Here is a 23,586-nt window from a genome sequence, read left to right as displayed (position 1 = left end):
TAACCTGACCCAATGCTCCGCCGCCTGCTGCGCCTCCTCCTCGCCCTGGTCGCGCTCGGTTTCCTGGGCTACGGGCTGGCCGCCAACTGGGAAGAGACCACCGGCGCGCTCGCGCGCATGTCGCCCTGGGCGGTGCTCGGGGCGTTCGGCTCGGTGCTGCTCGGCCAGTTCTTCATGCTGGTGGCCTGGCGGGAGATCCTCGCGGGGCTGGGCACGCGGGTGCCGGTGCGGGTGGCCGGGCGGATCATGTTCGTGGGGCAGCTCGGGAAGTACATCCCGGGTGCGGTGTGGGCGTACGCGGCGATGATGGACCTCGGCCGCGACCACGGCAGCCCGCCGCGGCGCACGTTCGCGACGATCTCGCTGGGCCTGGTGATCAACCTCGGGGTGGCGATCTCGATCGCCGCGGCCACGCTGGGCACGCTGGAGGCGGTGCGGCAGGCGTGGTACCTCGTGCTGCTGGTGCCGGTGATCATCGTCTGCCTGCATCCCAAGGTGCTGACCTGGGGGCTCAACCTGGCCCTGCGCATCGCGCGCAAGGAGCCGCTGGAGAGCGTGCTGCCCGGCCGTACGGTGCTGGTGGCGGTGGGCTGGACGGCGCTCGGCTGGCTCGTCTACGGCCTGCACATCTGGCTGGTGGCCGGGAGCGCCGACCTCTACGTGATCGCGACGGGCGCCTACGCGTTCGCCTGGGCCACCGGCATCCTGACCGTCGTGGTGCCGGCCGGCGTCGGCGTCAGGGAGGGCGCGCTGGTGCTCGTGCTCGGGCCGGTCATCGGCACGCCGGCGGCGCTCGCGGTGGCGATCGTGTCGCGGGTGGCGTTCACGCTGGCCGACGCGGCACTCGCGGGGTTGTTCGTGCTGCTCGGGCGTCAGGCGGCCAGCAGCGTGCCCGCGTACGCCGACCAGAACGGCTCGGGATCGACCGCCTTGACTCCCGACCGCAACCTCTCGGGCTCGCCCGAGGCGTAGAACCGCTCGATCGCCGCGCGCAGCGCGTCCACGTCGCCGGGCTCGACCAGCAGGCCGTCCACGCCGTCGGTGACGTGCTCGGCCAGCGCGCCCACCCTGGTCGCGATCACCGGGACGCCGTGCTCGTGGCCGAGCCAGACGTTCTGGCTGGCCGTGGCGCTGCGGTAGGGCAGCACGAGCGCGTCGGCGGCGGCGAACAGCTTCGGCACCTCGCCCGCGGCGACGTAGCCCGGCCGCAGCTCTACCCGGTCGCCGATGCCCAGCTCGGCGATCAGCGCCTTGGTCTCGTCGAGCCCGCCCCAGAACTCACCGGCCACGGTCAGCGCAACACCTTCGGGCAGCGCCCGAAGCAGCAGGTCGAGCCCCTTGTACGGCCGCACGATGCCGAAGAACAGCAGCCTGCGGTGCACCTCGGCCGAGCGCTCCGCCGTCGTCGAGGGCAGGTGGGGCGGCAGGCCGGCCACGCTGACCGGCTTGGAGGTGAGCCCGCGGGCCAGCTCCGCCTGCTGCTCGGAGTGGGCCAGCACGCCGTCGACCCGCTTGAGCAGCGCCTTCATCAGCGGCTCGTCGTAGGGCTTGCGCTCGTGCGGCAGCACGTTGTGGCACAGGGCGATCGCCTTGGTGCGGCGCTTGAGTCCGTACAGGATGCCGAGGTAGGCGGGCACCTGCACGGGGCTGAGCACGGCGAGCACGACCAGGTCGGCCGAGCGCAGCCGCCGCCCGGCGGCCACCCAGCCGTCGGGCCGCCGCCAGTCGAGCCGCCGGACGGTCCTGTCGTAGGGGGTGCCCTCAGGCGCGGAGATCGTCTGCTGCCCCGGATAGAGGAACGACGGATATTGGGCGCGCCACGACTCGATCACCACGTCGTGGCCGAGCGCCGCCAGCCGGTGCGCCAGCTCCGTGGTGTGCTGGGCCCCGCCCCCCTTGTACGGATACGTCGGCCCGACGATCGCGATGCGCACCGGTCACTCTCCCCGCGAGCGCACGATCAGGTCGGCGAGCAGCGCGACCGACCCGATGAGCATGCCCGACAGGAAGATCATGACGGTGTTGGCGGGGAAGTAGAACGGGTGCTCGATCATGTCCCAGACACCCTTGACGAACCCGATGCCCACCAGCCACAGCGCCGGCGGCATGAGCACCTTGAGCGGGTTGAAGTACATGATCATCCGCAGCACCTGCAGGATGTAGCGGTAGGCGTCGGAGACGAAGCTGAACTTCGACTTGCCGGCCCGCTTCGCGTAGTCGGTCGGCAGGTAGTAGATGTCGTGCTGGTTCATCAGGAACGACAGCGTGATCGTCGTGACGCAGGAGAACCCGGGAGGCAGCAGCCGCAGGTAGGGCCGCGCCACCGACTTGCGGAAGGCCCGCAGTCCTGAGTTGAGGTCGGGGATCTTCTGGCCGGCCAGCATCTCGGCCACCTTGCGGATGACCCACTTGGCCGGCACGCGCAGCAGCTTGTGCGAGCCCTCCTCGCTGGTGCGGGCGCCGACCACCTGGTCGAACGAGGGATCCTTCTCCAGGATCTGCACCAGCTCGGGGATGCGCTCGTTGGCGTAGGACATGTCGGCGTCGGTCCACACCACGATCTCGCCCCTGGCCTCCTGCGTGCCGATGCGCCGCACGGTGCCGGAGCCGCCGTTGCGGTGGAAGGCGCGGATGCGCAGGTGGGGATAGTCGGGCGCGGCCTCCTTGAGCCTGGCCAGCGTGTCGTCGGTGGAGCAGTCGTCGATGGCGACGAGCTCGTAGGTGTAGCCGCTCGAGTCCATCGCCTTGGTGATGCGCTCCACCTCGTCGATGACGTGGTCCTGCTCGTTGTAACAGGGCAGGACGATCGTGACGTACGGCGCTTCTTCCACGGCGGTTCCACTCTTGGGGATCTCAGGCGTGCTCACGGGGGTCGAGGTTACTCTGCCCCACCGGAAGGCGAGTGCACATCACTCCAGCGGGCGCTCCCGATTCCAGGGCTGTTCCTTCCAGTGTGACCCATCCCGGTCAAGCGACGGCCATCCACACGTTGATCCGCAGTGACCAGGTGGCATCGGGGGCCTCAATGAGCGAGCGCTCGTCCTGCCGGGTGACCAGCCGCATCACCTGCGTGGCCCGCCCGTACGGCGCGACCTGCGACTCCTCGGCGCCCAGCAGCACCGGCACCCGGCCGGCCGCGCGCACCCGCCCGATCTGGCGGCGCACCTCGCGTTCCGGCGCGACGTCGGTGCCCGCACGCTTGACCTTGGCGGCCGGTTTTCCGCACATTCCCCGTACGACCTGGACGAACCGGTCGCCGGTCACCCGCTCCACGAACAGCACAGACGCCCGGTCGGGCAACTGCCCGCACATCTCCTCGACCGCCGCCGCCTCACCCCGCTCGACCGGCGTGAACGCGGTGCCGATCGACGTCACCACCGGCGGCGCCAGCACCAGCAGCACCGCCATCACCGTGCCCCACTTGAGCACCAGCGGGCCGTGCCGGTCCATGAGCCGGCGCAGCCGGGCCAGCCCGTACGCGGCCAGCAGGATCACCCCGGGGATCACCACCGGCACCAGGCGGCGGGCGGCCCACGGATGGTCGGGGGTGATCTCAGGGCGCAGCAGCGTCGTGACCGTCGTCCAGCCGACCACCGCGAGCGGCAGCAGCCAGGCGAACGACGAGCCGTCGCGCAGCAGCCTGCGCACCAGGAGGGCGGCGGCGATCGTGGCCAGCGCGAGCGTCGCCGGGCCGACGTACCAGGTGAGCCAGTGCAGGGAGTTCTCGAAGTAGAGGCGGGTGCCGTCCTCCGGCAGGCCGTTGGCGCGCTGGATCTGCCGGATCATCTCGTACGTGCGCCAGTCCTCCGGGTTCGCCGGGTCCCTGGTCACGGTCTGGTACCACGGGCGGGCGTACAGGGCGGCCATCAGCAGCACGGTCAGCACCGCGCCGGTCCTCGGCAGCCAGCTCGGCAGGCTGATCCGGGCCAGGGCAGGGGCGGCGGCCGTGCCCGCGAGGGTGAGCACGAGGACGGCGGCGCAGATGAGCAGCAGCGGCCGCACAGAACCGCTCAGATAGTCGAGGTAAGGCCTGGCCAGCAGATACGCCGCCGCCAGCCCGACGCCGGCCCCGACGACCAGTCCCGCGAGCAGCGGCGGCCCGAGCCGCCCGACCGGCCTGCCCAGCCGGCGCAGCGCGATCAGCAGCCCGGCGAACGCCAGCACCGGCAGCACGTCGCGCAGCCCGTCGATCCTGACCAGCACCGCCAGCCCGAACACCAGCCCGGCCAGCCCCGCCGTGCCCAGGCTCGGCCGGCCGTCACGGGCGCGCGCCAGCGCGTCGTGAGCCAGGGCCAGCCCGCCGAACAGCAGGATCATCGACGGGATCTCGCTGAAGGTGGTCCGCGAGGTGTAGAGGACCGGCATGCAGACCGCGAACGCCGTCGCCGCCAGGATCGCCCACCGCGCCCCCGCCAGCCGCGCCACCACGCCGCCCAGTGTGAGCACCGCGAGCGCGCCCAGCACGGCCGGCACCACGAACGGCGCACCCAGCCAGTCGCCGATCGAGAACAGCATCGGCGGCCCCGGCATGAACTGCGGCAGCACCCCGCCGTCCACCGCGTAGAACCCGACGCTGTCGAACTCCAGCCCCGCGTCGGGGCCGCCGAACGCCTCGGCCTGCGCCGGGATCGGCAGCGAGCCGTGGGCGGCGATCCAGGCGGCGTACTGGGCGTAGGTGGCCGGGTCGCGCCTGACGGCGAGCTGCTCGCTGTGCAGGAGCACGTTGAACACCCCGGACGCCACCGCCACGCCGACGACCCCGCCGAGCTGCCACCAAGCCGCCCGCAGCGCTCCGGCCCACATGCCCCGGGTGCCCGCCCAGCACAGCAGCACCGCCATGGGGACCCCGAGCACGGTGACGAGCACCGGCGTGAACCGGCCGAGCAGCAAGAGCGGCAGCCCGGCCAGCAACCAGCCCGCCACGGCCAGCGCGGGGAGCACGGACAGCGCGGCGAGCCACCGGCCGGGACGATGATCGTGTTCCATCGGAGACCGAGCGTATCCAACCCCGCACACCCCTCGCGGCCACGGGAGCCGCCAGACGGCCCGGAGGCACGGGAGAGGCGAAAACGCCGGTAGCGTACGCGACGTGCCGGAGAAGGACCAGCGGTTGGTGACCAGCCTTGAACCGCGGAGAACCCGGCGTACGCCCGGCCTTGACGCGGTCGAAGAACGCGCGGGCGGTGCTCAAGGGCGGCGTCGTACACCGTGCGGTGGTCCTCCAGGCACGCGGCGAGCGCGGCGGCCTGCTTGACCGTGGGGCGCAGCAGGAACGTGAACGACCTACGCACCGCCACCGCCCGTGGACGGCCGCTCGTCCCGCGTCTCGGTGGAGCGCCGCACCGTCTCGGCCGGCACCGCGCCGGCCGTGGCCACGCGGCAGGTCCGCGACCACAGCGTGGGCAACCGGGAACGCAGGTGCCCGAACTCGGCGCGCAGGTGGCGGGAGGTGAGCCCCTTGAACTGGCCGGCCATGGACGACGGCGAATTCTTCGGCAGGGCTTGACGAACAGGTGCACGTGGCCGGGCATCACCCAAGCGCCACGACCTCCCAGCCGTGCTCGCCGACCTCGGCACGGATCAACTCCTCCAGGTGGTCCTTCATCCGGCCGCCAAGGACCCGGCAGCGGTACTTCGGACACCACACCACGTGGTATCCAAGGTCGTACGCCGCGCCCGGGAAAGCGCGCACCTGCCGAATCACACGATCGTTATAACAGCGCTGTCCAGGTCACGCGCGACGAAACGGAGACCTCTCATGTGCAGACCAGGCGGGTCACTGCACGCCCGGGCCTCGACGGCCCTCCCGCTCCCGGCTCCCCCGTCGCCTCAAGGCGACGGTCCCCTCGGGAGACTCTGATGGCGGGCCCGCACGCCGAAAGGCCCGCGAACCCCACACCTTCAGAACAGCCCACGAGCCCACAGCCGCACGCGGACGGCCAGGCGACGCCCACAGACCAGGCGAAGCGCACGGAGGCCGCAGAGACGGAGGAGGCCGCGGGGGCGGTGAAGCGGGGCGGGCGGCGGCGGAGGGGGGCCGGGGCGCGGGAGCGGGTGCGGCGGCATCGGTGGTTCCTCGCCGTGCTGGGGCTAGGGGCCGTGATGCGGCTGCTCGCCATGCTGGGGTACCGGCCCGCGCTGTGGTTCCCCGACTCCTACACCTACATCGTCACCGTCTTCAGGCCCCGCCCCGACCTGGTGCGCCCGGCCGGCTACTCGATGTTCCTCAAGCTGCTGGAGCCGCTGCACGCGTTCGGCGCGGTGACGGTGGCGCAGCACCTGCTGGGCCTGGCGACCGGGGTGCTGATCTACCGGGCGGCGCGCAGAGCACCCAGGTGGGCGGCGACGCTGGCGGCGGTGCCGGTGCTGCTGGACGCGTACCAGATCGAGCTGGAGCACCTGCTCGTCTCCGACACGCTCTTCATGTTCCTCGTGGCGACGGCGGTCGTGCTGGCCACGACGGCCCGCCCCGCGACGGTGGCGGGCATCGGCCTGCTGCTGGCGGCGGCCACGCTGACGAGGACCGTCGGGCAGCCGCTGATCGTCCTGCTGGCGGCCTGGTTCGTGCTGCGCGGGCGGATCAGACTGGCCGGTGTGCTGGTGGCGGTCGCGCTGGTGCCGCTCCTCGCATACGGGGCCTGGTTCTACGCCACGTACCAGCGGGTGGGCCTGATCGGCGCGAACGGCGTCTTCCTGTACGCCCGCACGATGTCCTTCGCCGACTGCGCCGAGATGGACCCGCCGCCCGACCTGCGGGAGCTGTGCGACGCGCGCCCGCCCGACCAGCGGCCGCCCTCGCAGGAGTACATCTGGGCCCAGGACTCCCCGCTGGTGCGGCGGCCCGGCATCACGTTCACGAAGGAGACCGACGACCTGGCGGCCAGGTTCGCGATGCTGGCGATCACCAAGCAGCCGCTCGACTACGCCGGGTCGGTGCTGTCGGAGCTGGCCCGCACCTTCCGCTGGGACCGCCCGGTCTATCCGGACGCCGAGATCTACGGCTACTACCAGTTCCCCGACGAGCGCCCCGGGCCACCTGGCCGCTATCCCGCGCAGGTCGGCGCCGAGTATGCCAAGCTCTACGAGCAGGGTGCGATCGGCACGGAGATCGTCGAGCCATATGCCGGCTGGCTGCGGGCCTACCAGAGCGTGGCGCGCCTGCCCGGCACGCTGCTGCTGGCAGTCCTGCTCGTGCCACCGGTGGCGGCGATCGCCCGCAGACGCGCGGGTGAGCGCCCGGGCATCCGCCTGACGACGCCTCCGCCCTGGCTGGCGCCCTGGTCGGTGGCCGTCGTGCTGCTGATCACGCCGGCCGCGGCCGCCGAATTCGACTACCGGTACGTCCTGCCGGCCGTGCCGGTGGCCTGTCTGGCGGCGGCCCTCGCCATCGGGCCCGCGGAACGGAGACGACGCGAACAAGGACGCGAACAAGGACGCGAACGAGAACGACGCGGCCGGGGACGTGACGAGCGAGGACGCCCTGGTCGCGGAGAAAGAGTTTGGCGATGATATTCCACCCAATGTCCGGCTCTGAGTATGCTGTGCGGCGGAAACATCACACCCGGGTCACGGCCGTTCCCCACGTTCATGACCCGTGGCACGCCGTACGTGACCTAGTCTCGTGGCGCGGAGCGACCATGCCGGCGGCGCAAGGAGTGAGGTCGGGGGGCGTATGACTGACTACAGGAGCGTGCCGGTAGTCGATTCCGTGCACGACCGCCGATCGGCCTCCACCCAGCCGGGCAGCAGGATGGCCCGCAGGGCGGCCGCCGCCGCCCCGCCGCCTCCGCCGCCGCCCGACGACCGTCCCCCGCGCAGCCACCGCTCGGGCGGCTCCGGCGGCGGTCAGACCAAGATGCGCGTGCTGGCGTACGTGAGCATCGGCGTCACCACGGTCATGGTGGCGGGTGCGCTGACGGCGTACACCGCCTATCGCGACGCCTTCGGCAACATCAACGAGAAGAGCGTCAAGGAAGACATCATCAACCCCCGCCCGCCCGACACGGGCGCGCTCAACGTGCTGCTCGTCGGCTCCGACACGCGCGCGGGCGCCGGCAACGCGAAATACGGCCAGCAGCTGGCCCGCGAGGCCGACGCGGGCGGCAAGCGCACCGACACGATCATCCTGCTGCACCTGTCGCCCGACCGCGACAAGGCACGGCTGATCAGCTTCCCGCGCGACTCCATGGTGCAGGTCCCCAAGTGCAAGAACGAGGCCACCAAGCAGGAGATGCCGCCGCGCCGCGACATGATCAACTCGGCGTACAACTCGGGCGGCATCGCCTGCACGATCTCCACCATCGAGACCCTCACCGGCATCCGCGTCAACCACTTCGTCGAGGTGGACTTCAGCGGGTTCAAGAACATCGTCGACGCGCTCGGCGGCATCGAGATCTGCCTCAAGTCGGGCGTCAACGACAAGGCGTCCAAGCTGGTGCTGCCGCCCGGCAAGAGCCTGCTCAACGGCGAGAAGGCGCTCGGCTACGTACGCCTGCGCAAATACGGCGACGGCAGCGACATCCAGCGCATCAAGCGCCAGCAGATCTTCCTCAGCAAGGTCGTCGCCAAGGCCACCAGCAGCGAGCTGCTGACCGACGTGGGCCGGCTGCGCGACTTCATCGCCGCGGCGGCCGGATCGGTCACCATGGACCCCGAGCTCGCCAACGACACCGAGCAGCTCATCCAGATCGCGCTGAGCGCGAAGGAGATGACCGCCAACGGCGTCAAGTTCACCACCGTGCCCTGGGTCCCCGACCCGGAGGACACCAACCGGGTGGTCTGGAAGCAGCCCGACGCCAACGAGCTGTTCACCTCGATCAAGACCGACACCGAGGTGACCAAGACCGCCGAGGCGGGCGCCGACACGCCGGCCAAGCCTAAGGCCAAGATCAAGCCTGAGCAGGTGCGCGTCCAGGTGCTCAATGGCACCAAGACCGTCGGCAAGGCCCGCGAGGTGGCCGACGAGCTGGCCAAGCAGGGCTTCACGGTCGTGGGGCTGGGCAACTACGAGGCCCCGGGCGGCGTGAGCCTGGCCAAGAGCGAGATCCACTACTCCAAGACCGCCGAGACCGCCGCCGACCACGCCCTTACTCTGGGCGGGTCCGTCCTGCCGAAGCCGCAGGCCGCGTCCGGGAAGGTGAAGGCGGTCGGCGCGCAGCCGTACACCGGGGCCGTGGCCACCACGACCGGTGCCGGGGCGCCCGCGAAGGGCACGCCGGTGATCCAGCTCGTGGTCGGCGAGGACTTCGACTCGGTCAAGGTGACCAAGCTGCCCGACAGCGTCAACAACAGCACCATCACCGCGTCCGAGCAGAAGAACGTGTGCACCTGAGGCTCCAAGTTCCCTGTGTAACGAGCCGTTCTGGCTCGCTACGAGAGACAGGAGTCTGAAGGCGGGATAGTCTGTGGCGGTCGGCGACGCAGCGCTGAACGGGCCCGCAACAGTCCATCACCGCGCTGCCGTCGTGTTCCCCGGCCCCGAGCGAAGCTGAGCGACTTCCTTCTGTGTCTGACACCAGTTCCTCCCGACCGGCCACGACCCCGCGGCGTCCCGAAGAGGAGGGACCTGCCAACACGGGATCCCGCTGGCCGCTGCCGGAAGAGACCTTCTGGAGCGAGTCCACCGACCCGCACGGGGTGGCGCCAGGCGAGCTGACGCAGCCCCAGCCGGCCATCACCCCGGACGCTCCCGCCCCCCGGTCTCGCGGCACGAGCCCCGAGGCCGGACGCTCGCGTGGCCGCAGAGGCGCCGACGCCGGCCACCCCTACTCCAACGGCCACGGCTCCGAGCCGGCCCGGCCGCTCGCCGACGACCGGCGCGCCGACCCGGGCTCGCCGCTCGCCAACGGCCGTGGCGCGGAGGCAGGACAGCACCGAGGCCACGCCCCCGAGGGCGGACAGCACCGCGGCCTGGCCCCGGAGGCCGGCCAGCCCCGTGGCCGCGCACCGGAAGCCGGTCCGGCTCGTGGCCGCGGCTCCGAGGCCGGACAGGCCCGCAGTCGTGGTGCAGAGGCCGGACAAGCTCGCGGTCGTGCTCCGGAGGCCGGACAACCCCGTAATCGTGGTGCAGAGGCCGGGCAGGCCCGCGCCGCCGCCCCCGAGATCGGCGAGCGGCGTGCGCAAGGCCGCGACGCCGCCGCCCCTGGGGGCAGGCGGGCTCGGGCCGTGGCGGGCGACGAGCCCGTGGTGGCGCCGCGCGGGCGGCGGGCCAAGGAGCCGGTCGCGGGGCCTGACGGGGTCCTGGTGGCGGGAGGCCCTGGGCCGGGACAGTCCGTGCCTTCCGGACAGCCCGAGGGGCAGCCGGCCGGACAACCTGCGGGGCGGACCGCCGGGCGACGTGCCGAGCAGCCCGCCGTTCCGGTGGCAGCGGGCGCCGGGCAGCAGCACGCGGCGACGCCGGGCTCGGGCGCCCAGGAGCGGCCGGAGCCGCAGCAGCAGCCCGACAAGCCGAAGCGCAAGCGCGACCCGTTCCTCGACAACGTCAAGTTCGTCCTGATCGCCCTGGTGCCGATCGGCCACTCGCTGGTGCCGACGCTGGCCGCCGACTCGGCGCGGGCGGCGTACATCTTCATCTACACGTTCCACATGCCGCTGTTCGTGCTGATCAGCGGCTACCTGTCCAGAAACTTCTGGAACTCCAACGCCAAGACCAACAAACTGGTCGACACGTTCCTCATCCCGTACGTCATCGTCGAGGTCGGCTACGCCGCGCTCCGCTTCGCGCTGGGCCAGAAGTGGAGCCTGACGATCATCGACCCGGCGTGGCTCAACTGGTACCTGCTGGCGCTGCTGTTCTGGCGGCTGTCCACACCGGTGTGGAAGCGGATGAGATACCCCGTCCCGGTGGCGATCGCCATCTACCTGTTCGCCGGGTTCTCCCAGATCTCGGGCGACTTCAGCATGGACCGCTTCTTCGGCCTGCTGCCGTTCTTCGTGATCGGCCTCGTGATGCAGCCCGAGCACTTCGAGATGCTCAACCGCCGCTGGATCAAGGTCCTCTCGGTGTTCACCGTGCTGGGCGCGGCGGCGGTGGCCATCTACATCGCGCCCAAGTCGCCGCTCGGCCCGTTCTACTACAAGAACAGCTACCAGGACCTGCACCTGTCCTGGTGGATGGGCCTGGGCGTGCGTACGGGCCTGCTGATCTGCGCGCTCGCGATGTGCTTCGCGGTGCTGGCGCTGGTGCCCAGGAAGGAGACCTGGTACACCGACCTCGGCACCCGCACGCTCTACTGCTACCTGCTGCACGGCATCCCGGTGCTGATCGCCAAGGAGATGGGCTGGCTGTCGGTGCCGTGGCTGTACGGCCCGCTGGGCGTGCTCGCGATCGCGTCGAGCTGTTTCGCGCTGGCCATCATCCTGTGCCTGGCCGAAACCCGCACGCTCTTCAAGTGGGTGCTCGAACCCCGCCTGACCTGGCTCTATCGCCGCCCCTCACGAAGTTAAGCGATCGTTCCCCCCGCATTAACGCCGTTGACCGGGTGGGCGCGGAGCATCGACCCATGCGCGCATGTGTCGCCACGACCGTCCATCATCCCGAGGACGCCCGGATCATGCACCGGCAGATCCGGGCGCTGCTCGACGCGGGCCACGAGGTGACTTACGTGGCGCCGTTCACCCATTTCAACGTGACGCCCGCCATGGAGCTGACCGCGGTGGACGTGGCGCACCTCGCCTCGCCGGGCCGCGCGCGGGCCGCGCTCAGACGCGGCCTGCGGGGCGCGGACCTGCTGATCGTGCACGAGTACCGGCTGCTGCGCACGCTGCCCCACCGGCGCCCTCACGTCGTCTGGGACGTACGCGAGCAGGTCTCCCCCAGGCGGCTGGCCCGCGCGCGGCGGCGCCACGAGGTGATCACCGCCGCCGAGGTGCCCGAGGCGACCCTGGTCTCCTCCGCCCCGCCGGCGCCGGGCGACACGAGGGTCGTGCACCTCGGCCGCCTGTCGGTGGAGCGCGGCGTGATGGAGCTGATCGGCCTGGCCGAGCGGCTGGTGCCGCACGGCATCAGGCTCGACCTGATCGGCGCCGCCGCCCCCGGCGTCCGCCCGTTGCTGCGCGACGCGCAACGGGTGGGCCTGCTCGACTGGTACGGCCACGTCCCGCTCCGCCACGCCCTGCGCATGGCGGAGGGTGCGCTGGCGGGCCTGTCGCTGGCCGACGCCACGGTGCCCACGCCGCCCACCAAGATCCTCGACTACATGGGCCGCGGCCTGCCGGTGGTCACCACCCCGCAGGGCGCGGCGACGGTCGAGGCGGCCGGCTGCGGGCTGGTGGTGCCGCTGGACGTGGACGCGGTGCTGAACGCCGTCCTGGACCTCAAGGAGGACCCGGCGCTGCGGCTGAAGCTGGGCGCGCTCGGGCACGTGGAGGCCCGCCTGCACCACCACTGGCCCGACCACGCGGCCGCGTTCGTCCAGCGGGCCGAGACGTGGGCGGCGCGCCCGTCCAGGGCGGGCCACGATGGCGCCGCGGGCTGGTTTCCGTTGCCCCGACACAGCCGGACGCCACCCGGCGCGGGAATGGCCACAGGACGTGGCGGTTGATGTACTGGTCTTATGGCATCGCATCTGATCCAGGGCCGGACGCTGGACATGCCCGTGCGGGTGAGGGACGCCGAGGTGTGCAGTGCCTTCTACCCGGTGCGTGCCGACGCCGCCCGGGCGGTGATCGCCTACTCCGGGCTCGACGTGGCCGAGGTGCTGCCCGGCAAGGCCGTGTGCGTGCTGGTGTTCGTCGACTACCGCGACGGTGACCTCGACGCCTATCACGAGTTCGGCATGGCCTTCCTGGTCCGCAGGCCGGGCGTCCCCGCGAGCGTGGGCCCTGGCGAGCTGCGGCACGCGGGGGTGTTCGTGCACTGGCTGCCGGTCGACCAGACGTTCACGCTGGAGGCCGGGCGGTCGTTGTGGGGGTTCCCGAAGGAGCTGGCCGACATCGAGCTGCGGCTGCGGTCGCCGTACAAGCGGTGCATCCTGCGCAAGGACGGGCGGCTGGTGCTCGACCTGCTGGTCAAACCGGGCGCGCCGGTGCCGGGGGCGAGCGTGATGGCGCCGCTCGACGCCTACACGCACCGCGACGGCGTCACCAGGGTCGTGCCGTGGACCGTGCGGGCCCGCGGCGCCCAGGTGCGTCCCAGCGGCGCGCTGATCCGCCTGGGCAACCACCCCATCGCCAAGGAGCTGAGCGAGCTGGGGCTGCCCAAGCGGGCGATGTTCAGCAGCACGGTCGCGCACGCCGCGATGTGCTTCGGCGAGGCCAGGCGGCTGTGACCGTCGGGCTATGACCGTCGGGCCGTGACCGTCGAGCTGCGAACGTCAGACGATGGGCGGGCGGCCCAGCTTGACCATGCGCCACGCGGTGCGCCACGCCATCGGCCGCCGCTCGCCGGCCGGGGTGCGCAGGCCCTCGAAGAAGCCGGAGAACCAGGCTTTGAGCGCGGCCGACGAGCCGCGCTCGCGCACCAGCGTGAGCACCACCCAGTTGGTGAGGTAGAGGAAGGCCAGCGGCCACGGCAGGTTGCGGCGGGCCAGCCAGACCCGGTTGCGGGCGTTGAGGCGGTAGAACTCCGCGTGCCTGGTCGGCGGCACCTGCGGGTGGTACATCACCGTCTCGGCGTCGTATTCGATGCGGTAGCCCTCGCCGAGCAGCCGCCAGGCCAGGTCGGTCTCCTCGTGGGCGTAGAAGAACCGCTCCGGCAGCCCGCCGACCTGGAGGAAGGCCGAGCGCCTGATCGCCGACGCGCCACCGAGGAACGTGGTGACGGGCGACGAGCGCTGCGGGTCGCCGGCCCGCAGGCGCGGCACGTGGCGGCGCTGGCCGATGCCGCCGTCGGGGTCCATCACCCGGAAGGAGATGACCGCGAGGTCGGGCTCGGTGGCGAAGCGGTCGCGCACGTGGGAGACGACCTTCTGGTCGGCGTACCAGCCGTCGTCGTCGAGGAACAGCACGACGTCGCCTGAGCACTCTTCGACGCCCCGGTTACGGCCGGCCGGGATGCCGGTGTTGTGGTCGAGCCGGATCGATTTCACGACCGCGGCCGAACCCTCGGGTGGCGTCGCCGACAGCTGGGGCACGTCGGCTCCGTTGCCTACGATCACCACCTCGACGTCGCCGTCGACCTGGTTGAGCGCGGACTCGACCGCCCGGTTCAGCTCCGCAACCCGGTTGCCCATGGTGAGGATGACGCACGAGATCTTCAACGAATCATCGTCCTGACGCGTTGAGAACACGAGCGGAGCATTCTTTCATGATCACCGAGTCTGCTGGTCTGCATGGTCCTGGATGGTGAAGCTAAGCGTATCGGAACCGACAGTGAACCCCCACCGAACCGCGGACGTCCGATCAATACGACGGACAAGACGCCTCGGCGGTTCCGGTGGAGATCAAGCAAGTCGTCTCGATGCCATGATGCTGATCAGATGCAGCACCACTTGCACGGCGGCGGCGATGGCGCAGGCCACCACGAGCACCCGCGTGGCCGTCGGCACGCCGATGACCGCGTCGATGACCGCGGTCACCACGGCCAGCAGCGACAGCTCGATGGGCTGCATGATGCGGTGGAACTGCGTCGCCGCCAGGATCCGCCGGCCCAGCCCGAGCAGCCCCGAGCGGAACTGCACGGCCGCCGCCTCGGTGGCCGCGCCCAGCCCGCCCTTGGCCCTGGCCACCTCCACGAGGTCGCTCTCGGCCTTGATGAGGATGGCGCCGAGCGCCCCCGCGAAGCCGAGCACGGTGTACCAGTCGGGCAGCACCTCGGAGGCCCGCCAGCCGAGCCCGGCCAGCACGGCCGCCTCGGCGAAATAGGCGCCCACCCGGTCGAGGTAGACCCCGGCCGGCGAGGTCGTGCCCCTCCAGCGGGCCAGCTCGCCGTCGGAGCAGTCGAGCAGCAGGTAGACCTGGATGAGCAGGGCGGCGAGCACGGCCGCCCACAGCCCCGGCAGCGCCAGCACGAACCCGGCCGCCACGCCGGCCACCGTCATCACCCAGGTGAGCTGGTTGGGCGTGACGGGGGTCTTGGTCATCGCCCAGGTGACGTAGATGGACAGCCGGCGCATGTAGAGCACGCCCGCCCAGTGCTCGCCGTTACGGCGCTCCAGGTGGCCCGGGGGCTGGGCCACCTGCCTCAGCTCAGCTACCGAAGGCCCGGACATAGTCCCCCACCCGATCGCGAATCTCCGAATCCTGCATCCGCAGGTGCTCCAGGATCGTGTAACGGCCGGGGCGAGTGGCCGGGGCCAGCGCGACGACCTCGGCGAACTGCTCGGCGCTCAGCCCGATGTCGCCGGGCACGACGGGCAGCTCGTGGCGGCGCAGGCAGCCGACGACCTGCTCGACGCGGGCGGCGTCCTCGCGCAGGAAGAAGCAGAAGGCGGCACCGATGCCGGCGAGCTCGCCGTGGTTGGAGGTGCCGGGGAAGAGCTGATCCACGGCATGAAGGATCTCATGGTCTCCACCGCTCGCGGGCCGGGATGAGCCCGCTACCACCATGGAGATTCCCGACAGGATCAGCGACTCGGCGAGCACGGTCAGGAACGCGTCGGACTCGATGGAGTCCTTGCGCCCGATGAGCGCCTCCGCGGCGGTGCGCGACATCGAGCAGGCCAGCCCGTCGATGGGCTCGCCGCGCTCGACGTTGCCGAGCTGCCAGTCCTCGATCGCCGACAGGTTGCTGATGACGTCGCCGACGCCCGCCCGCACCAGCGACTTCGGCGCGCTGTGCACGAAGTCGAGGTCGACGAGGATGGCGAGCGGCATCGGCACCCCGAACGTGCCCTTGCCGCCCTCGTAGACCAGCGAGGCCGTGGGCGAGCAGATGCCGTCGTGGGACAGGTTGGTGGCCACGGCCACCATGGGGATGCCGGCCAGCGACGCGGCGTATTTGGTCGCGTCGATCGTCTTGCCGCCGCCGACGCCCACCACCACCTCGTAGGCGCCCTTGCGCAGGTCGGCGCCCAGCGAGACGGCCGCGTCGACCGTGCCGTCGGCCACCCTGAACACCTCGGCCTCGCCCAGCGTGGGCGCGATGAGACTCTCGATGTGGTCGCCCTGGCCGGGGCCGACCGCCACGGCGACCCGGCCGGAGGTGGCCACGCGGCTGTCGGCCAGCAGGGCGCCGAGCTCGGCCACCGCGCCCCGCCTGACGTCCATCGTCAAGGGCGCCGGCAACATCCTCGCGAGAAGCGGCATGCGCGCCCCCTCAGTAGTGGACGGCTATGGTGCGGGCCTTGGCCAGGTCGTCGTGGTTGTCCACCTCGACCCAGTCGACCTCGCCGATGGGCGCGGCGTGGATCAGCTCGCCGCGATCGACCATCTCCTGGTAGCCGTCCTCGTAGTAGAGCTGGGGGTCGCGCTCGTACGTGGTCTTCAGTGCGTCGGCCAGCCGGTCGGCCGCGCCCGGGCGGATGAGGGTGGCGCCGATGTACTCGCCGTAGGCGTCGGCCGGGTCCATCAGCTTGGTGATGCGCCGCAGCGCGCCCTCGGGCGTCAGCGTGACCTTCATCTCCTCGTCGGCCAGCTTCTTCACGTTGTCGACGGCGAGCAGCACGTCGCTCGTCTCGGGAGCCGACAGCAGGGTCTTCTCCACCGAGACGGGGTGCACGGTGTCGCCGTTGACCAGCAGCACGCCCTGGGCGAAGTAGTCGCGGGCGCACCACAGGGAGTAGGCGTTGTTCCACTCCTCGGCCTTGTCGTTGTGCACGAGGGTGAGCCGGACGCCGTGGCGCTCCTCCAGCTCGTCCTTACGCTCCTGCACGGCCTGCGCCGCGTAACCGACGACGACCACGACCTCGCGCAGGCCCACCTCGGCGAGATTGCGCAGCGAGATGTCCATGATCGTGGTTTCGCCGTCGACCGGCACGAGCGCCTTGGGCAGCGTGTCGGTGTACGGCCGCAGGCGTCGTCCGGCCCCAGCGGCCAGAACCATTCCCAGCAACGTGCACTCCTCAGTCGGCATGACTTCCGTGGCCCAAAGAGTATTCGTCTTTGGACCCCGTGCGGGTAATCCGGCGTTAGTCTTGCGTTCCCGCCTCGGCGGCCTCCACCCCGGATCGGGGTGCGGCGAGCCAGCACGTGAGGCTCTCCCAGCCGAACAAGCCCCAGAGATAGATCGCGAGCACGACGTAACCGCTGCTCAGCCACCCTGACAGGGCGATCAGCGAGATCGCCATCATCCTGCCGTCCCAGCCGAGCCCGAGGGTGGCCAGCCACGGCGGTGGATAGACGCGCTGGCGCAGCCTGTAGACCAGATCGTAATGATGGAAGGCGAGCGCGCCGAGCAGCACGAAGATCAGCACGGGGTGCACGCCGTTGGCGAAGCCGCAGGCGGCGATGAAGGTGTACTCGATGAGCCGCAGGATCGGCGGCACGAGCCAGTCGAACCTGCCGTCGTGCGGGTGCGTGCTGCCCGGGCCCGCCAGCAGCAGCGTCACGGCGGGCGCGAACACGGCCAGCCCGTCGGCCCCCGCCACGCCGATGACCAGCAGCACGCCCGTCACGAACGTGCCGGCGAGCACCGGCGGCAGCGGCGGCAGCTGCCCGGCCACGAGCAGGCCCATGGCGCGCGAGAGCGGCCCGTCGTCGCGGTAGGCGACGACGGTGCTGTTGGGTACGGGGGTCATCTGCACCGATATCACCTGGCCGACCTCGCGATCCGTCCGGCGAGCTGGTAGAGGGCGGCCACGCCGCCCCAGCTGAGCAGCGCCAGGAACGTCACGCGGGCGTTCCAGAACGCGGCGGTGACGGCGATCAGCGCCATGCGCTCGCCGATGGGCAGCACGATCATCTTCTTCAGCCAGCGGGCGATCGTGTCGCGTTCGAGCCGGTGGGCGAGCTTGAGCACCCCGCCCGGCGCGCTGCGCACGTCCTGGGTCTCCAGCAGGCTGCGGGTGGGCCGGCCCCAGGAGGCGCCGACGCGGGCGCCGTCCTCGACCGCCCCCGCGTACGTGGCGTCGATGCCGTGCCTGACCACCTGGAGGACCATGGCGGCCACGGCGAGGTACCAGATGCCGGGGCCGGCGTAGCCGGCCGCCAGGCCGACGTAGACGGCGTACTCCTTGAGCCGGTCGGACATGCCGTCGGCCCACGCGCCGAGCGGCGAGAAGCTGCGCGTGTAGCGGGCGAGCTGCCCGTCGAGGCAGTCGAGCGCGAACGACAGGTAGAGCAGCGCCGCGCCCAGCACGAGCGCGCCGCGGGTGCCGCCCGAGAACCACACGGCGGCCAGCACCGCGAGCCCCGCCGAGATGCCGGTGACGGTGTTGGGCGTGAGCTTGAGCCGTACGGCGGGCTTGATCAGGTGGCGGGTCCAGGTGGAGACGAAGAAGGTGGCGAAGAAGCCGTCGTCGGCCTTGACCGAGGTGTCGAGCCTGACCTTGGCCTCGTCGACCTCGGCCAGCCGGCGTACGGCGGCGTCGGCGGCGTTCTGGCCGGTGACCCGGTCGGCGTGCAGCGAGCCGATCGCCGCGGCCCGCACGCTCACCCCCGACCTGACGAGCCCGACGAGCAGCAGGTCGACCGCCTCCACCGGGGTGACGGGGCCGAGCCTGCCCTCCTCGGCCAGCTCCGCCAGCTCCTCGGCGACGTCGGCGAGCGTGCCGAGGTCGGCCTCGCCGGCCTGCAGCACGCCGCGGAAGGTCGCGTTGGACTCGGGCACGAGGTGGAACGAGCTGCCCGCGGCCACGACCTTGCCGCCCTCGACGCGGACGGGCGGGCGCATCGGGGCGGCGGTCGCGTCGTGGGAGATGAGCGCGGCGGTGCAGCGCGCGGGATGTTCGAGGAGCAGCGCGAGCGCCTCGGTGTGGGCCACCAGGTCGGCGGGCAGCACGGCCACCGCGCCCGTGGTGGTGCGGACGATCTTGGCGATGCCGCGCAGGTCGGCCGCGAGGCCGCCGCCCGCGCTCATCACCTGCACCTCGCGGACGGGCAGGGTGGCGAGCTGGTCGTTGAGCCGGTCGAGCAGGGTGCCGTCGCCGCTGAGAAGCCTGCCGGCGGGCGTCGTGGCGAGCAGCACGACCGACGTGGCCGTGCTTTCGCGGGTCAATGAGTCGGGCAAAGCGCAGGTCTCCTCCCGGTCGGGGTGGAGTGCGTGGACTGGGGGGTGCGTAGACACAGCGTAGCGACAGGTCAACGCGATATCACGGACCGGCACCGTTACGCTGCCCGTATGAATTCACGGCTGCGATCGGTCGGAGTGCTCCTCGCGGGCGGTGTCGGACAGCGGGTCGGGGCGGCCACGCCCAAGCAGCTCATCGAGGTGGCGGGGCGGACGATCATCGAGCACTCGCTGGCCGCGTTCGAGCGCGCGCCGGAGATCGACGAGGTCGTGGTGCTGATGACGCCCGGATACGCCGACCGGGTGCGGGAGATCGTGGCGGCCGGCGGCTACCGCAAGGTGAGCAAGGTCGTGGACGGCGGGTCGAGCCGTACGGAGAGCACGTGGCGGGCCCTGCAGGCGATCGGCGCGCAGGAGTGCAACGTGTTGCTGCACGACGCCGTACGCCCGCTTCTGGAGCCCCGGATCATCACGGAGTGTGTCCGCGCGCTGGAGACCCACGAGGCCGTCAACGTGGCGATCCCGAGCTCCGACACGATCTTCACGGCCGTGCCCGAGGACGGCGGCGAGGTGATCGGCGAGGTGCTCGACCGGTCGCGGCTGCGGCGCAGCCAGACCCCGCAGTGCTTCCGCCTGTCGGTCATCAGGCGGGCCTACGAGCTGGCGATGGCCGACCCCGGCTTCGCCGGCGGCACCGACGACTGCGGGGTGGTGCTGCGCTACCTGCCCGAGGTGCCGATCCACCTGGTGCAGGGCAGCGAGCGCAACATCAAGGTCACCCATCCGGCCGACCTGCACATCGCCGAGCTGCTCTTCGAGCTGCCCGCGCCGGTGCCGCGCGGCGGCGACGACGCCTTGGCGGGGCAGGTCGTGGTCGTGGTGGGCGACGCGGCGCCGGCCGGTCCTTCGCGCGGCGCCGACGTCCGCGTGCTCAGCAGGGCCGACGGGGTGCGGCCCGAGGATTATGACTCCGTGGCCAAGGCGCTCGGCGACGTCGGCCCCGCCGATCACGTCGTCTTCGCGGCCCCCGGCCACCGGGGCGAGCTGGCGCGGGCGGGCGGCGAGACCGTCGCCGACGCGGTCGCGGCCGGCCACCTCGGCGCGCTCAACGTGGCCCGCGCCGCCCGGCCCCACCTGCGACGCAGCCTGCTGTTCCAGGTGCCGCCCGGCTCGGGCGCGCTGCACGCCTCCGGCGCGGCGGCGGTGGCCGCACTGACCCGGGCGCTGGCCCTCGAATGGGCCTCTGACGGCATCCGGGTCAACTGCGTCTATACCGGTGCCTCTCCGCTGCTGGTCGCTCAGACCTCGCTGGACATTCTCATCTCCGACCTATCAGGGCAAGTCATAGACGTGCGCGTTGACGGCGCTTGACCCACACCTTGTTACCGTGCGTTCGCATGAGGAGACTCATCGTGAGCGCGGCGCTGCTCGGCTGCTACCCCGTCCTGCTGGTCGCGGCCCTGTGGCCGGCGCCGGTGCTGTTCGGGGCGGCGGCTCTGGCGTCCTACGCCGTCGAGTACGCCGCACCGCGCGCCGCCCGCCCACTCACCGAGGCGCTGGCCAAGGTGCACCTCGGCATCACGCTGCGCTTCGCGGTCCGCGAGACCCTGGCACTGCTGCTGGTCGCGCGGACGACGGGCGCCGACTCGCCGTGGTTCGTGGCGCTGGCGGCCGGGATGCTCGCCGTGCACGGCGTCCGCGCCCTGCACACCGGGCTCGCCCTGCGGCTGCGGCAGATGCTCAGCAGGATGCCGGTCACCACCCGCAACCTCGACGTCTCCGCGCTGCGCATCCCCAAGCTGCCGCCAGGGCCGCTGCGTGACGGCCGCAGTGTGGTCTTCCTCTACCTCGACGCGTTGCCCGTGCTCGGCGCCGTCCAGGGGGCCGCGCCCGCCACGATCGGGGGCGCCCTGGCGCTCACGGCCGGGCTCGCCGGGGCGCTCGCGCTCATCCCGTACGTCCGCCGCGCCGCCCCCCTCACCGACCGCGCCCGCGTCCTGGAGGTCGTCGGCGAGCAGATCGAACGGTACGCCCCCGAGGTCATCCTGTACTTCTCCGGCGCCACCGCCGCCGCCTACCAGGCCAGGATGTGGCTGCCCACCCTCGAACGCATCCGCCGCCGCGCCATCGTCGTCCTGCGCGAGCGCGGCATGGCCGCCCACCTGGAGGGCACCGGCCTGCCGATGGTGTGCATCCCGTCGTCGGCCGACCTCATGAGCTTCCGCGCCCTGGCCGGCGCCAAGCTCTGCCTGTACGTCTCCAACGTCGGCAGGAACGTCCACATGCTGCGCATCCCCACCCTGCGCAGCGCCTTCCTCAACCACGGCGACAGCGACAAGGAGGCGTCGTTCAACCCGTTCTCGCGGGTGTACGACGAGGTGTGGGTGGCCGGGCCCGCCGGGCGCGACCGCTACCGGCGGGCCAAGGTGGGCGTCAGGGACGAGAACATCCACGAGGTCGGCAGGCCGCAGCTGGAGGGCATCTCGACGAAGGGGCCAGGGCGGCCGTACCGGACCGTCCTCTACGCGCCCACCTGGGAGGGCTGGAACGACGACCTGTTCCACACCTCGCTCGTCACCATGGGGCCGCGCATCGTGCGGGCGCTGCTCGACCACCAGCCGCCGCTGCGCGTCATCTACAAGCCGCACCCGCTCACCGGGCAGCGCGACAAGGCCGCGACCCGGGCACACCGCAAGATCGTCACCATGATCGAGGCCGCCGAGCTGGCCGCGTCGAAGGCCCGCCACCCCTCCCGCGCCGCCGCCGAGGAACCCCGCGTCCGCCACCTCATCGTCACCGGCCCCGAGCCGCACCTGTACGACTGCTTCAACGAGTGCGACCTGCTGATCAGCGACATCTCCAGCGTGGTGGCCGACTTCCTGGCCAGCGAGAAACCGTACGCCGTCACCAACGTCGCCGGCCTCCCGGAGCCCGCCTTCCACGAGCGCTACCCGAGCACGGAGGCGGGCATGCTGATCGACGCCGACCTGTCGGGCCTGACGGAGTTCCTGGACGGCGAGGACACCCTGGCCAGGGCCCGCGTCAAGCTCCGCAGCTACTTGTTCGGCCCGGAGTACCCGGACGCCCTGACCCGCTTCGACGCCGCCATAGAACGCCACTTCACCGACTCCTGACCACCAACCACACAAAACAGGTCCTTTGGGATGTGGGGGGCAAGGCCATCCTCCGCCGCACCACGCAGGAGGCGCCGTACCACGCGGGTCCTTTGGGATGTGGGGGTGGGCAAGGCCATCCTCCGCCGCACCACGCAGGAGGCGCCGTACCACGCGGGTCCTTTGGGGTGTGGGGGTGGGCAAGGCCATCCTCCGCCGCACCACGCAGGAGGCGCCGTACCACGCGGGTGCTTTGGGGTGTGGGACTTTGCGGGACGCGTCGGCGGCCCGTAGCGGGGGCGCGTCGTACCCCCTCTTCTCCCTAAAAGGACCCCGCCGGAGTGCGGCGGGGTCCTTGGCGTACGGGGGGTCAGCGAAGGGGGCGGGAGAGTTTCTTCGGGCTGGTCAGGAAGCCCCAGCCCCAGGAGCAGTGCATGGTGGCGTACACCAGCGGCAACCGGAGCCGGGCGCTCATCGGGAGGCCGCCGCCCGTGAGGACGGAGCCGGCGACGATGGCGAGCAGGTAGCCGCCGGGGATGATCAGCCCGAGGGGGAAGAACGGCGAGACGACCAGCCCGAGCAGCATCGCCAGCACGGCGGCCGGCGGCGCGAGGTAGCGCAGGTTGATCGTGCCCTCGTGGGTGCGGGCCACCACCCGGCGCCACCGCCCGTAGTGGAAGTACTGCTTGGCGAGCGCCTTGACGTTGGGCCGCGGCCGGTAGGTGACCCGCATGCGGGGCTGGAACCACACGAGCCCGCCGGTCTGGCGGATGCGGTGGTTCATCTCCCAGTCCTGGGCCCGCTGGAAGTGCTCGTCGTAGCCGCCCACCCGGTCGAGCGCCGAGCGGCGGAAGACGCCGAGGTAGACGGTGTCGGCAGGGCCGGAGGTGCCGCCCACGTGGAAGGCCGCCGCGCCGACCCCGATCTTCGAGGTCATGGCGCAGGCGACGGCCTGTTCGAAGGGTGTGATGCCCTCGGCGGCCATGATGCCGCCCACGTTGTCGGCGCCGGTCTCGGCCAGCGTCTGGACGGCGACGCGCAGGTAGTCGGAGGGCAGCATGGCGTGCCCGTCGACTCTGGCGACGATGCCGTTGCGTGAGGCGCCGATGGCCGCGTTGAGCGCGTTGGGCGTACGTCCTGTCGGGTTGGGCACGACCGTCACCCGCCGGTCGGCCGCCGCGATGGCGTCGGCGACCTCTTGGGTGCGGTCTTGTGACGGCCCCACGGCGAGGACGACCTCGATCTCGCCGGGGTAGTCCTGGGCGAGCACCATATCGACGGCCTCGCGGAGGTGCCGCTCCTCGTTGAGGACCGGCATGATGACGGAGATGGGGGGCCAGCCGCGCGTCTCCGCGGGCGCGTGCGGCGAGTCGGGGAACTGCTTCATGGCGGGGCTCACGCTACTGTACGACCGAGGCAGGAGGGCAA

General features: G+C 71.6%; 18 protein-coding genes and 1 pseudogene. 8 read left to right on the top strand and 11 right to left on the bottom strand.

All coding sequences use genetic code 11. The annotated features are described in order from the left end of the window. Positions 1-12 precede the first annotated feature (12 nt). Positions 13-972: a lysylphosphatidylglycerol synthase transmembrane domain-containing protein gene (locus AB0K18_RS32935; protein WP_364922196.1), complete on the top strand. Its 960-nt coding sequence runs from the start codon at positions 13-15 to the stop codon at positions 970-972. Here the strand turns inward: AB0K18_RS32935 and AB0K18_RS32930 are convergent. From AB0K18_RS32930 to tnpA, 4 genes and pseudogenes are all read right to left on the bottom strand, one after another. Next, on the bottom strand, positions 873-1,934 hold the full coding sequence (locus AB0K18_RS32930) for a glycosyltransferase family 4 protein (protein ID WP_364922193.1): 1,062 nt from the start codon (positions 1,932-1,934) through the stop codon (positions 873-875). The two genes, AB0K18_RS32935 and AB0K18_RS32930, sit on opposite strands and share 100 nt — an antisense overlap. Positions 1,935-1,937: 3 nt before the next feature. Then, the gene (locus tag AB0K18_RS32925; RefSeq protein ID WP_364922190.1) at positions 1,938-2,867 is read right to left on the bottom strand and encodes a glycosyltransferase family 2 protein; all 930 of its coding nucleotides are present in this window, start codon (positions 2,865-2,867) and stop codon (positions 1,938-1,940) included. Positions 2,868-2,967: 100 nt separating this feature from the next. After that, the gene (locus tag AB0K18_RS32920) at positions 2,968-4,986 is read right to left on the bottom strand and encodes a hypothetical protein (RefSeq protein ID WP_364922187.1); all 2,019 of its coding nucleotides are present in this window, start codon (positions 4,984-4,986) and stop codon (positions 2,968-2,970) included. A gap of 297 nt (positions 4,987-5,283) precedes the next feature. Next, a pseudogene (gene tnpA / locus AB0K18_RS32915) lies at positions 5,284-5,704 on the bottom strand (IS200/IS605 family transposase). 302 nt (positions 5,705-6,006) lie between these two features. On the opposite strand from tnpA, the gene AB0K18_RS32910 reads away from it, so the two are divergent. The 5 genes from AB0K18_RS32910 (at position 6,007) to AB0K18_RS32890 (ending at position 13,268) form a co-directional block, all read left to right on the top strand. Continuing rightward, positions 6,007-7,509 (top strand): hypothetical protein, encoded by a 1,503-nt coding sequence (locus tag AB0K18_RS32910; RefSeq protein ID WP_364922183.1) that lies wholly within the window; start codon positions 6,007-6,009, stop codon positions 7,507-7,509. Between the two features lie 163 nt (positions 7,510-7,672). Further along, a complete protein-coding gene (locus tag AB0K18_RS32905; RefSeq protein WP_364922181.1) occupies positions 7,673-9,331 on the top strand; it encodes an LCP family protein in 1,659 nt (552 codons plus the stop codon). A 173-nt stretch (positions 9,332-9,504) separates the two neighbouring features. After that, positions 9,505-11,445 carry an acyltransferase family protein gene (locus AB0K18_RS32900; protein WP_364922178.1) on the top strand — a complete coding sequence of 647 codons (1,941 nt, stop codon included), beginning with the start codon at positions 9,505-9,507 and terminating at the stop codon, positions 11,443-11,445. A gap of 56 nt (positions 11,446-11,501) precedes the next feature. Beyond that, positions 11,502-12,542, top strand: coding sequence for a glycosyltransferase (locus AB0K18_RS32895; protein ID WP_364922175.1), 1,041 nt, complete (start codon positions 11,502-11,504; stop codon positions 12,540-12,542). A 12-nt stretch (positions 12,543-12,554) separates the two neighbouring features. Next, positions 12,555-13,268 carry an acetoacetate decarboxylase family protein gene (locus AB0K18_RS32890; RefSeq protein ID WP_364922172.1) on the top strand — a complete coding sequence of 238 codons (714 nt, stop codon included), beginning with the start codon at positions 12,555-12,557 and terminating at the stop codon, positions 13,266-13,268. A 45-nt stretch (positions 13,269-13,313) separates the two neighbouring features. Here the strand turns inward: AB0K18_RS32890 and AB0K18_RS32885 are convergent, their stop codons facing one another. The 6 genes from AB0K18_RS32885 to AB0K18_RS32860 all read right to left on the bottom strand — a co-directional run bounded on the left by AB0K18_RS32885 (position 13,314) and on the right by AB0K18_RS32860 (position 19,045). Further along, on the bottom strand, positions 13,314-14,198 hold the full coding sequence (locus AB0K18_RS32885) for a glycosyltransferase (RefSeq protein WP_355411320.1): 885 nt from the start codon (positions 14,196-14,198) through the stop codon (positions 13,314-13,316). Positions 14,199-14,381: 183 nt separating this feature from the next. Continuing rightward, the gene (locus tag AB0K18_RS32880; RefSeq protein ID WP_364922170.1) at positions 14,382-15,149 is read right to left on the bottom strand and encodes a CDP-alcohol phosphatidyltransferase family protein; all 768 of its coding nucleotides are present in this window, start codon (positions 15,147-15,149) and stop codon (positions 14,382-14,384) included. Further along, positions 15,127-16,167, bottom strand: coding sequence for an iron-containing alcohol dehydrogenase family protein (locus tag AB0K18_RS32875; RefSeq protein ID WP_345409547.1), 1,041 nt, complete (start codon positions 16,165-16,167; stop codon positions 15,127-15,129). The genes AB0K18_RS32880 and AB0K18_RS32875 overlap by 23 nt, the downstream gene beginning before the upstream one ends. Positions 16,168-16,195: 28 nt before the next feature. Next, positions 16,196-16,930, bottom strand: coding sequence for a phosphocholine cytidylyltransferase family protein (locus AB0K18_RS32870; RefSeq protein WP_364365206.1), 735 nt, complete (start codon positions 16,928-16,930; stop codon positions 16,196-16,198). Positions 16,931-17,006: 76 nt separating this feature from the next. Further along, positions 17,007-17,615 carry a DUF5941 domain-containing protein gene (locus AB0K18_RS32865; protein ID WP_364922167.1) on the bottom strand — a complete coding sequence of 203 codons (609 nt, stop codon included), beginning with the start codon at positions 17,613-17,615 and terminating at the stop codon, positions 17,007-17,009. A gap of 11 nt (positions 17,616-17,626) precedes the next feature. Further along, on the bottom strand, positions 17,627-19,045 hold the full coding sequence (locus AB0K18_RS32860; RefSeq protein ID WP_364922165.1) for a CDP-alcohol phosphatidyltransferase family protein: 1,419 nt from the start codon (positions 19,043-19,045) through the stop codon (positions 17,627-17,629). 111 nt (positions 19,046-19,156) lie between these two features. Between AB0K18_RS32860 and AB0K18_RS32855 the strand changes: the two genes are divergently transcribed. Further along, complete coding sequence (locus tag AB0K18_RS32855; RefSeq protein WP_364922163.1) at positions 19,157-20,416, top strand: bifunctional cytidylyltransferase/SDR family oxidoreductase; 1,260 nt, start codon at positions 19,157-19,159, stop codon at positions 20,414-20,416. A 26-nt stretch (positions 20,417-20,442) separates the two neighbouring features. After that, entirely contained in the window at positions 20,443-22,179 is a 1,737-nt protein-coding gene (locus AB0K18_RS32850) for a CDP-glycerol glycerophosphotransferase family protein (protein WP_364922160.1), read from the top strand. A gap of 349 nt (positions 22,180-22,528) precedes the next feature. On the opposite strand, the gene AB0K18_RS32845 is transcribed toward AB0K18_RS32850, so the two are convergent. Next, a complete protein-coding gene (locus AB0K18_RS32845; RefSeq protein ID WP_364922158.1) occupies positions 22,529-23,545 on the bottom strand; it encodes a glycosyltransferase family 2 protein in 1,017 nt (338 codons plus the stop codon). Positions 23,546-23,586 lie beyond the last annotated feature (41 nt).

The organism is Nonomuraea sp. NPDC049421 (genome assembly GCF_040677005.1).
GTDB lineage: Bacteria > Actinomycetota > Actinomycetes > Streptosporangiales > Streptosporangiaceae > Nonomuraea > Nonomuraea salmonea.
The sequence above is the reverse complement of the archived record's forward strand: the minus strand, read 5'-3'. Positions and strand labels throughout refer to the sequence as shown.

Coding starts and splice junctions, on each gene's coding strand:
- AB0K18_RS32935 (WP_364922196.1), top strand. CDS start 13: ATGCTCCGCCGCCTGCTGCGCCTCCTCCTCGCCCTGGTCGCGCTCGGT.
- AB0K18_RS32920 (WP_364922187.1), bottom strand. CDS start 4,986: ATGGAACACGATCATCGTCCCGGCCGGTGGCTCGCCGCGCTGTCCGTG.
- AB0K18_RS32890 (WP_364922172.1), top strand. CDS start 12,555: ATGGCATCGCATCTGATCCAGGGCCGGACGCTGGACATGCCCGTGCGG.
- AB0K18_RS32895 (WP_364922175.1), top strand. CDS start 11,502: ATGCGCGCATGTGTCGCCACGACCGTCCATCATCCCGAGGACGCCCGG.
- AB0K18_RS32855 (WP_364922163.1), top strand. CDS start 19,157: ATGAATTCACGGCTGCGATCGGTCGGAGTGCTCCTCGCGGGCGGTGTC.
- AB0K18_RS32845 (WP_364922158.1), bottom strand. CDS start 23,545: ATGAAGCAGTTCCCCGACTCGCCGCACGCGCCCGCGGAGACGCGCGGC.
- AB0K18_RS32875 (WP_345409547.1), bottom strand. CDS start 16,167: ATGTTGCCGGCGCCCTTGACGATGGACGTCAGGCGGGGCGCGGTGGCC.
- AB0K18_RS32880 (WP_364922170.1), bottom strand. CDS start 15,149: ATGTCCGGGCCTTCGGTAGCTGAGCTGAGGCAGGTGGCCCAGCCCCCG.
- AB0K18_RS32850 (WP_364922160.1), top strand. CDS start 20,443: ATGAGGAGACTCATCGTGAGCGCGGCGCTGCTCGGCTGCTACCCCGTC.
- AB0K18_RS32865 (WP_364922167.1), bottom strand. CDS start 17,615: ATGACCCCCGTACCCAACAGCACCGTCGTCGCCTACCGCGACGACGGG.
- AB0K18_RS32905 (WP_364922181.1), top strand. CDS start 7,673: ATGACTGACTACAGGAGCGTGCCGGTAGTCGATTCCGTGCACGACCGC.